Raw genomic sequence first — 6,307 nt, forward strand, 5'->3', positions numbered from 1 at the left:
CCCAGAAATGGGAACTTGAATCACAAGCCCCATCCCAACAGTGGGTGGGGCAGTTGATACACGTAATGAGCTTTCAAAAGGAGAAAATATGGCTACTAAAATTTTCGTGAATCTTCCAGTAAAAGACCTCAATCGGTCTGTGGAGTTTTTTACTAAACTTGGCTTCAGTTTTAACGCCCAATTTACTGACGAGACGTCTACCAGCATGATCGTGAGCGATGACATATTCGTTATGCTATTGACTCACGAAAAATTCAAGACTTTTACTCCCAAAGAAATCTGTGATGCCACGAAAAGCACAGAAGTGCTTGTGTGTTTATCCTCCCAAAGCCGAGAAGAAGTAGATGAAATGGTTCGTAAGGCAATCACCGCCGGGGGAACAACCTACAATCAACCACAAGACCACGGTTTCATGTACGGACATGGGTTTGGTGACTTAGATGGCCATATTTGGGAAATTATCTATATGGAGCCAAGCGCAATAAATCAAGGTTGAAAATGCAATGACACAATGCACCCTCCAAGGCGCTCCAGCCGACCGTTTTGCCTCGGCTTTGCTACGGCAAAACGTCGGCTGAACTGGGGTGTTATGCTGCCTGAGTGACAGCTGAGGGCAGCATTTGGAGATCATTTATCGTTACTTCTGGATCTGAGCAAGAGCAGGAAGAACCACAAGATTGAATCCCTATATTATTCGTGATGGAAACTCACGAATAATATAGGGATTCTTTTATTTTTGCAAAATTGAGATGCTCGCTCTCCTTTTATCTTCTAAACACTTACTTTTACTCCAATTAACTGGAGCAATCCTCCTTTAAGGAAAATCTTAAGACCGTCTATGTTTAAAGCTACATTTGTGAATGATAAGTTAAGTTTATCGGCTGTAATGCTAATTTTTCCTCCAGATATAGATTCCTCTTCATGATCAAGTAATTCCACAAACATATTTTCAGTCTTTAAGTTTGAGATCAGCATTGAGTCACTTCTGGTAATTCTTAAAAATCTCCCGATAGTATTTGATTTTTATTATCAAATACTAAAAATAAATTATTAAGCATGTTCAGGATACAAATTTAAATACGTAATATAACTTAACTTTACATAATTAAAAATTATTTGTACATCTAGGTGTGAGGAGATAAGGATAAGCGATACACTAAGGAAAATTCCTTGAGGAAGCGTTGATGGCACGGTCAAACGGGGTTAAAAATGAAACATCTGCACAGGAATTGCCAACAATTTCAGATAAAGATACAGTGACAATTGAAGATTTGCCTGAAGATTCGGCCGAACCAGTGGAAGATGTCCAGGATATTGACGACATCTTGAACTCACTCAAAAGCTTACTGAGTAACCTAGAAAAGCTCCAAAAAGTCCGGCAGGAAGTGGGCGACATCAAACCGTTGATCGGGCGGATGCTTGATGGGGAAGTGGTTGCTGGTGAAGAACTTGAGCAACTCAAGGTAGGTGTGAGCAGTCTTTCTCGCCTTGTTCGTGCTTATAATGACCATCAAGCAGCGTTGACTAAAGCACAACCTGCTAGAAATTTGCTAGATCAAGTCCTCAAAGAGCGTAAAGCTAATTGAAACAAGAAGCGATGTCTACGACGGGCTGTGACGTTCCTGCGTCGCTCTAAGCGTTGGCGTAGCCTCTTCTTCGAGTTGCCATGCCGCAGGCTTTACGCTATCGGCGTCGCCTTTTTTAAGAAAATGCGATCGCACCCCTAATGACCCAAATGCGTAAATACACAGCGGTAAGCCAGCGCGGTCTTCTCCCAAAGGGAGAGGGGGAGACGCTGCGCGTAGCTTAAAGAGTAGGGGTACAAGTCGGGAAACCGCAGACGCTCTCTACGAGACGCTCTTGCTAGCTTGCTTCTCCGTAGGAGTACGCAGGCTCGCTACCGCTGCGCTATGCGCGGCATCGTCTCCCCTTCTCACATTGGGAGAGGCTAGCGCCTGCCGTAGGATGCCCAAAGGGCTGTAGGGAGAAGGGCGCAGTGGCTCCCCATGAGCGACTGGCACACCCGGAGGGCTTGTCGTGAGACATCGCCTCTGCATCACTTTAAATCACAGCTTCTTCGCGTTGACAATCAAAAACCATCACAAAGCAACGTCAGGTATCAGCTTTAACACAAGCAAATGACCCTCTGTATCACACTAACTGCGGAATCGCGCGACAATCAACCGTTGCATATCGGCAAGTAAACGTGCTATAGCCCAAGAATTCAGGCGCTGTTTGTATGCGTAGACACAAAGTGGATTTTACCTATTTATCTATCAAGCGATGTCTACACGGGTTACGCTTACGCACTTGGCACGAAGTCGCTACATGTCTAAATCTGTGGTTTCATTTGAAGGATATCAAATTTTGCAAGATATCTACTTATGATGATCAACGTTGCACCTGCCATTGTAGTACTAGGTCAAAATAGTGTGACAGTAGCACGCAAAATAATCACCGTCCTACCAGGGGCGACGCTATACGGTCTAGCGGGTCGCACATCGGGAGTTGATGTCAGCTTTACTAATTTTGGCAAGACGTTGCGCGAATTATTCGCCCAAGGAACGCCACTGATTGGCATTTGTGCCGCCGGCATTCTGATCAGGACGCTGGCTCCGGTACTCTCGGATAAACAACAGGAACCAGCAGTGCTAGCTGTGGCTGAGGATGGTAGTGCTGTTGTCCCCCTTTTGGGCGGACTTGCTGGGGTAAACGATTTGGCCCGCCGCATTGCCGAAGCGCTTGATGTCAAGCCTGCAATTACGACCACAGGTGACCTCCGTTTGGGCACAACGCTATTGTTTCCTCCCCCTGGATACCATTTAGCAAACCCAGACGATGCGAAGAAATTTATCTCAGATTTGCTAGCCGGGGCGCAAGTCAAACTAGAAGGTATAGCACCTTGGTTGAGTGATAGTAAACTGCCCATAGATCCAAAAGGAGATTTGACTATCCAAGTTACCGAACATTTGGTCACTCTTAGAGCCAACTGCCTTGTCTACCACCCTGCAACTATAGCGATCGCAATTAGTGGCATGATTGGCTATGCAGATGATGCAGTCGCTTTAGTACAGCAGCTACTAGCTGATGCCAGATTAGAAAGAGCATCAGTCGCCGGGATATTTGCACCCATCACCGCTGCTGCCGATCCAGCAATCCATGCCGTAGCTAGCGCCTTGGGAGTGCCTGCCCGCTTTTTTACCCCAAATCAGCTAGAAGTCCAGCTATCAGCAGGTTATAGCCCCGCCCAAGCAGCAGCGATCGCCGCCACAGATACATTCCCCTTATCTCCCTCATCTCCCCATTTGGCGATCGCCATTGCCCCTCAACCAATTGACCCCAACACCATCGGTCAGCCACGCGGACGGTTAGCGATTATAGGCACGGGTCCTGGTGGATCGCAATGGATGTCAAAAGAAGTGAAGGAGATACTCAAATCCGCAACTGATTTAGTAGGTTATAAAACTTATTTAGATTTAGTTGGTTCTCTGGCTGATGGTAAGCAACGGCATGAGTCCGACAACCGCGAAGAAGAAGCACGGGCAAAAATGGCCCTTGATTTGGCAGCATCTGGGCGATATGTAGCTGTAGTTTCATCTGGTGATCCCGGTATCTATGCAATGGCAACAGCGGTTTTTGAAGTATGCGATCGCTATGCCAAACCCGAATGGGATAGTATCGACATTCATGTAGCACCAGGCATCTCAGCCATGCAGGCAGCAGCAGCAGCGATTGGTGCGCCCCTTGGGCATGACTTCTGTGCGATTTCCCTTTCTGACATCTTGAAGCCTTGGTCTGCGATCGAACAACGAATTGCCGCTGCTGCTAAAGCTGATTTCGTAATTGCTTTCTACAATCCTGTTTCCAAAGAGCGTACCTGGCAACTGGCAGAAGCGAGAAAGATTTTACTGCTACATAGAACACCAGATACACCAGTAGTGTTGGCGCAAAATCTCGGCAGACCAGGACAGACGGTGAAAGTGATCACACTTGACCAGTTAACACCAGCAACCGCTGATATGCGGACAATTATTCTCATTGGTTCCACAAAAACCCGAACCATCAAGCGCCGCGATGGTAATATCTGGGTTTATACGCCGCGTCGCTATACCGAACAGTAGGCATAATCAGCGCTGTAAACACAAGGCAAAACTTCTCTTTTGTTGGGGAGGCAGGATAAGTTTTCAGGCTAGATTTTAATAAACCATCAGCCTGCTATAGTTTGAGTGATTCTCACCCACCTTTTCACCAAACCTAATACGAAGATAAACCATCAACAGATAGAGGAAAAGTAGGGAAACCAATGATAGCTTGAGAGGATAGAAAACAAATAATAACCCATTGTGAATAATTCAGTATTAATTGCCCTGACCCTATTAGCGTGTATAGTCCTGTTGCCAGTTAACAAAGCTGATATTGCCCAAGGTTCAACCAATCATGCCATCAAAATGTCTTCATTTAACCTCAGTTCCCAAAAATGGAAAAACCGCGTGCTACTAGTCTTTGCACCGTCTGTTGATAACCATACCTATCAGCAGCAAATGCAACTATTGCAAGAGCATAACAGCGGTTTTGCAGATCGGGATTTAGTTCTTGTTCAGGTTTTGGCAACAGATGAAAGCTATGCCAACAGACAGCCAATAGATGAGTCTTCTGCTGCCAAGTTGCGCGATCGCTTTGGGGTTGACAAAGGAAATTTCCGCGTGATCTTGGTGGGCAAAGATGGTGGTGTTAAGCGCAGTGATGCTACACCAGTCCAGGCGACAGCAATTTTTAAGGAAATTGACGCTATGCCCATGCGTCAGCAAGAAATGCAAAAGCGAGGCCGAAAGTAACTAGTACCGCAAGGCGGAAGTCACTCATTCAAAAGTCACTTGTACTGAGCGTAGCCGTTGGCGCAGCCTCTCGTAGAGAAGTAAAAGTCAAAAGTATTATGGAATAAGCTCTTTAGGGCTTTTCAATGGTTTGCTTATTTACGCCGTGCTGTACTAAAATTGCTGTAGTTAAGATTAGCCCTTTCAAAGTGTAGGCATAAAAATAAGGTTTTTCTTCGCATCTTCGTATTGAGTCAGGTTTACCAAGCTCAAAACAATATCACAGAAGCGATTTCTGTGTATGATCAGGGATTAACTTTACTCAATCCCCACTATGCCAAAGCGGTGTCCGCTTACCAGAATGCTGCCATCACCCAAGAAATGCTCGCTATGAAGAGGGGGCAGCGCTGCTAGAGCGGTTAAGGAGGGAATTCAATATTATCTGAAAAAATTAGTATGGGCGCAAGGCCTTGCGCCTCTACAAACGTACAAATAATTTTGGATAATTTATTTTTTGTCAGTCCCTAAAATGAACTACAATGACTGAAATTGGCCTGATGATGATGGACGTGTTAACAATAAGACAAGCATCTGGGGCCAATTTGCCACAGCAGCAATTATTTCAGATGGAAAATGACGTAAAGCAGTCAAAACAGAGTCAGTTAGAGATAACGGCTGAAGCCACACCACCTGAATTCATTCAGACAGATGGGATTTACCAGGCTTCTCCCTGTGCGATCGCAGTGGATAAAGAACACATACTTAAGAAAATCAGTAAAAAGAATCAGTTCCTAGCTTCTTCTAACTTAGGTGAGTCTAAGAAGTATTTTCAGTCTGGAGGTAAAGTCCGTGCAAAGGCTACAGGACGGTTCCAGAAGTTTAGTAGCCAACTACCTACTCTTAATTTCGGTAGCTCTGGTGTTGCTGTTAGAGCCTTACAACAGCTTTTAGTGTCTAACGGTTATGCCGTAAGAGTAGATGGGATTTTTGGCGCACTGACAGAGACTGCTGTCAAAGCCTTTCAAAACCAGCGGAATTTAGCAACAGATGGAATAGTTGGTCAACGTACTTGGGGGGCGTTGACAATTTAGACGCGATTAATCGCGTCTATACAGGGGTTTGGAGTTAAGAAAATTTATTATTCTCTATATATTAAAAATAATCAGGGAGTGGAACATACTCATATTGGGTTACTTACAATCCCACTTTTTTGACATTTCTTATCAATGACAATCAGAAGAATAACCCTCACACCTTACAAGGTATGAGGATAATAGGGTATTGATACCCTTGTTTTTTGACTGCTAGTTTAAATTATTTGCTTTCTCAACTGCTTCCTTTAACTCTTCAAAGGTAATGCTACCGTCTTTGTCTGAATCATAATTTACTAGCAATTCCTGGGGACTAGTGGTATTTGTTTCTGATGAGATGATTGCACTTAACCCTCTTTTGTCACTCTCGTCGTAGTATAATCAGTGACAACCCCTAGAAGT

Annotated in this window: 7 protein-coding genes and 2 pseudogenes; 6 read left to right on the plus strand and 3 right to left on the minus strand. The window is 44.8% G+C overall.

The genetic code is table 11. The annotated features are described in order from the left end of the window. Positions 1 to 106 precede the first annotated feature (106 nt). Entirely contained in the window at positions 107 to 496 is a 390-nt protein-coding gene (locus Q0541_RS27470; protein WP_298918681.1) for a VOC family protein, read from the plus strand. A 275-nt stretch (positions 497 to 771) separates the two neighbouring features. Here the strand turns inward: Q0541_RS27470 and Q0541_RS27475 are convergent, their stop codons facing one another. After that, complete coding sequence (locus Q0541_RS27475; RefSeq protein WP_298918684.1) at positions 772 to 975, minus strand: hypothetical protein; 204 nt, start codon at positions 973 to 975, stop codon at positions 772 to 774. Between the two features lie 209 nt (positions 976 to 1,184). On the opposite strand from Q0541_RS27475, the gene Q0541_RS27480 reads away from it, so the two are divergent. Then, on the plus strand, positions 1,185 to 1,586 hold the full coding sequence (locus tag Q0541_RS27480) for a hypothetical protein (protein ID WP_298918687.1): 402 nt from the start codon (positions 1,185 to 1,187) through the stop codon (positions 1,584 to 1,586). Positions 1,587 to 2,061: 475 nt separating this feature from the next. Here Q0541_RS27480 and Q0541_RS27485 read toward each other — a convergent pair. Continuing rightward, a pseudogene (locus Q0541_RS27485) lies at positions 2,062 to 2,243 on the minus strand (hypothetical protein); the annotation flags it as partial. 141 nt (positions 2,244 to 2,384) lie between these two features. Between Q0541_RS27485 and cobJ the strand changes: the two are divergent. The 4 genes from cobJ to Q0541_RS27505 all read left to right on the plus strand — a co-directional run bounded on the left by cobJ (position 2,385) and on the right by Q0541_RS27505 (position 5,905). Beyond that, complete coding sequence (gene cobJ, locus Q0541_RS27490; RefSeq protein WP_298918690.1) at positions 2,385 to 4,121, plus strand: precorrin-3B C(17)-methyltransferase; 1,737 nt, start codon at positions 2,385 to 2,387, stop codon at positions 4,119 to 4,121. 222 nt (positions 4,122 to 4,343) lie between these two features. Next, the gene (locus Q0541_RS27495) at positions 4,344 to 4,835 is read left to right on the plus strand and encodes a DUF4174 domain-containing protein (RefSeq protein WP_298918693.1); all 492 of its coding nucleotides are present in this window, start codon (positions 4,344 to 4,346) and stop codon (positions 4,833 to 4,835) included. Between the two features lie 228 nt (positions 4,836 to 5,063). Then, the gene (locus tag Q0541_RS27500; protein ID WP_298918696.1) at positions 5,064 to 5,228 is read left to right on the plus strand and encodes a hypothetical protein; all 165 of its coding nucleotides are present in this window, start codon (positions 5,064 to 5,066) and stop codon (positions 5,226 to 5,228) included. A gap of 125 nt (positions 5,229 to 5,353) precedes the next feature. Beyond that, a complete protein-coding gene (locus Q0541_RS27505; protein WP_298918699.1) occupies positions 5,354 to 5,905 on the plus strand; it encodes a peptidoglycan-binding domain-containing protein in 552 nt (183 codons plus the stop codon). Positions 5,906 to 6,118: 213 nt separating this feature from the next. Here the strand turns inward: Q0541_RS27505 and Q0541_RS27510 are convergent. Continuing rightward, positions 6,119 to 6,259, minus strand: a pseudogene (locus tag Q0541_RS27510) (EF-hand domain-containing protein); the annotation flags it as partial. Positions 6,260 to 6,307: the final 48 nt, after the last annotated feature.

The sequence above is a fragment of the uncultured Nostoc sp. genome (assembly GCF_937863485.1).
In the GTDB taxonomy this organism is placed as follows: domain Bacteria; phylum Cyanobacteriota; class Cyanobacteriia; order Cyanobacteriales; family Nostocaceae; genus Nostoc.

Excerpts from the sequence above, each read along its gene's own strand:
- Q0541_RS27475 (WP_298918684.1), bottom strand. The coding sequence starts at position 975 with ATGCTGATCTCAAACTTAAAGACTGAAAATATGTTTGTGGAATTACTT.
- Q0541_RS27480 (WP_298918687.1), top strand. The coding sequence starts at position 1,185 with ATGGCACGGTCAAACGGGGTTAAAAATGAAACATCTGCACAGGAATTG.
- cobJ (WP_298918690.1), top strand. The coding sequence starts at position 2,385 with ATGATGATCAACGTTGCACCTGCCATTGTAGTACTAGGTCAAAATAGT.
- Q0541_RS27505 (WP_298918699.1), top strand. The coding sequence starts at position 5,354 with ATGACTGAAATTGGCCTGATGATGATGGACGTGTTAACAATAAGACAA.